Annotated in this window: 1 protein-coding gene; it reads right to left on the bottom strand. The window is 66.4% G+C overall.

Annotated features, from left to right (window positions below; translation table 11 throughout):
• Positions 1-41: 41 nt before the first annotated feature.
• A complete protein-coding gene (locus ACGFI6_RS41355; RefSeq protein ID WP_393128184.1) occupies positions 42-1,325 on the bottom strand; it encodes an IS256 family transposase in 1,284 nt (427 codons plus the stop codon).
• Between the last annotated feature and the right edge of the window lie 58 nt (positions 1,326-1,383).

The following is a 1,383-nucleotide window of genomic DNA, read 5'->3' as shown; positions in this document are numbered from 1 at the left end:
GGGGACTGTCAAACGAACGGTGTAACTCGGGTTGAAGAGGGTTAGTTGCGTCCGGTGGTGAGGCGGCCGTCGAAGGCGATCTCGAAGGCGTTGAGTGCGGGTTTCCAGCGCATGGTCCAGCGTTTGCGGCCGGTACCGGTGGGGTCCAGGCTCATGACCGCGAGGTAGACGCACTTGAGCGCTGCTTGCTCGTTCGGGAAATGGCCGCGGGCCTTGACCGCGCGGCGGATCCGGGCGTTCACGGACTCGATGGCGTTGGTAGAGCAGATCACCTTCCGGATCTCGGGGTCGAAGGCCAGGAACGGCACGAACTCGGCCCAGGCGTTGTCCCACAACCTGACGATCGCCGGGTAACGCCCTGCCCAGGCCTCGGCGAACTCGCTGAACCGTTCCTTGGCCGCGGCCTCGGTCGGCGCGGTGTAGACGGGCTTGAGGGCGGCCGCGATCGCCGACCAGTGCTGGCGGCCGGCGTAGCGGAAGCTGTTGCGGAGCAGGTGCACGATGCAGGTCTGGGTGATCGCTCGCGGCCACGCGGTGCCGATCGCGTCCGGCAGCCCGGCCAGGCCGTCACACACAACCATCAGCACGTCCGCGACGCCGCGGTTGCGCAGTTCGGTCAGCACGTGCAGCCAGTACTTCGCGCCCTCGCCGCCGTCCCCGGCCCACAACCCGAGGATGTCGCGGTGCCCCTCACAGGTCACCGCCAACGCGACATAGATCGGCCGGTTCGAGACCTGGCCGTCGCGGACCTTGACGTGGATCGCGTCGATGAACACCACCGGATACACCGCGTCCAGCGGACGGTTCTGCCACTCGACCATCCCCTCGACCACCTTGTCGGTGATCGTGGAGATCGTCTGCCGTGACACCTGCGCTCCATACACCTCGGCCAAGTGCGCTGAGATCTCGCCGGTGGTCAGGCCCTTGGCCGACAACGAGATCACCATCTCGTCCACCCCGGACAGCCGCTTCTGCCGCTTGGCCACGATCCGCGGCTCGAAACTCGCCTCCCGGTCCCGCGGCACATCGATGCTCACCTCGCCGACATCGGTCAGCACCGTCTTGGACCGCACCCCGTTACGCGAGTTGCCCGTGCCACGCCCGGCCGGATCGTGCTTGTCATAGCCCAGATGGTCGGTGATCTCGCCCTCGAGCGCGGATTCCAGCACCCGCTTGGTCAGCTGCTGCAGCAAGCCACCCTCACCGGTCAACTGCAGCCCACCGGCCCTGGCCTGACCCACCAATTGCTCGACCAACTGTGCGTCCAGGCCATCCAGCCCTGGCCCGGGCTCCGACTCCTCAGCGTGCTCCACGTCAGACATCATCTCGGTCATCAGATCTACTCCCACGATCGGGGAGTTACACCGAACTTCTTACAGTCCC

Source organism: Kribbella sp. NPDC048928 (assembly GCF_043197975.1).
Lineage (GTDB): Bacteria > Actinomycetota > Actinomycetes > Propionibacteriales > Kribbellaceae > Kribbella.
Note: the sequence above shows the minus strand (reverse complement) of the source record. Positions and strands in the feature narration are given on the sequence as shown.

What these genes read in the sequence shown, in the direction of transcription:
- ACGFI6_RS41355 (WP_393128184.1), bottom strand. Translation starts at nt 1,325, where the DNA reads ATGATGTCTGACGTGGAGCACGCTGAGGAGTCGGAGCCCGGGCCAGGG.